General features: G+C 77.7%; 1 protein-coding gene. It reads left to right on the plus strand.

All coding sequences use genetic code 11. The annotated features are described in order from the left end of the window. Nucleotides 1-842 (plus strand): beta-ketoacyl reductase (locus HO151_RS06470; RefSeq protein ID WP_173895135.1); only part of this gene is annotated, 842 nt, incomplete at both ends.

Below are 842 nucleotides of genomic sequence, written 5' to 3' on the forward strand. Positions count from 1 at the left end.
CACCGCCGGCCCCGCGGACGCCACCGCCCCCGCGGACACCGGCGCCCAGTCCGGTGACGACGACGGGATCGGCGGCTGGGGCGCCCACGACACCGTCCTGATCACCGGCGGCACCGGCGCGCTCGGTGCCCACGTGGCCCGCTCGCTGGCCGCCTCCGGCGCCCGGCACCTGGTCCTCACCAGCCGCCGCGGCCCCGACGCCCCCGGCGTGCCCGAGCTGGTGGAGGAGCTGACCGGCCTCGGCACCCGGGTCACCGTCGCCGACTGCGACGTCGCCGACCGCGACCAGCTCGCCCGCCTCCTGGGCGGCCTCCCCGCCGGACTGCCCCTCACCGGCGTCGTGCACGCCGCCGGTGTCCTCGACGACGGCGTCCTCGACTCCCTCACCCTGGACCGCTTCGAGGCCGTCCTGCGCCCGAAGACCGCCGGCACCGCCCACCTGCACGAGCTGACCCGCGACCACCCGGTCACCCTGTTCGTGCTGTTCTCGTCGATCGTCGGCGTCCTCGGCAACGCCGGACAGGCCAACTACGCCGCCGCCAACGCCTACCTGGACGCCGTCGCCGAGCAGCGGCGCGCCGAGGGCCTGCCCGTCACCTCCGTGGCCTGGGGCCCGTGGGCCGACGCCGGCATGGCCACCGCGGACGTGCTCACCGACCGGATGAGCCACGACGGCCTGACTCCCATGGCCCCGGAGACCGCCGTCGCCGCGCTGCGCGCCGCCGTCGCCGAGGGCGCCCCGCACGCCACCGTCGTCGACGTGGACTGGCGCTCGTACGCCTCTGTGATGACGGCGGCCCGGCCCAGCCCGCTGGTCGGGGACCTGCCGGAGGTCCGCCGCG

The organism is Streptomyces sp. 8P21H-1, from assembly GCF_013302945.1.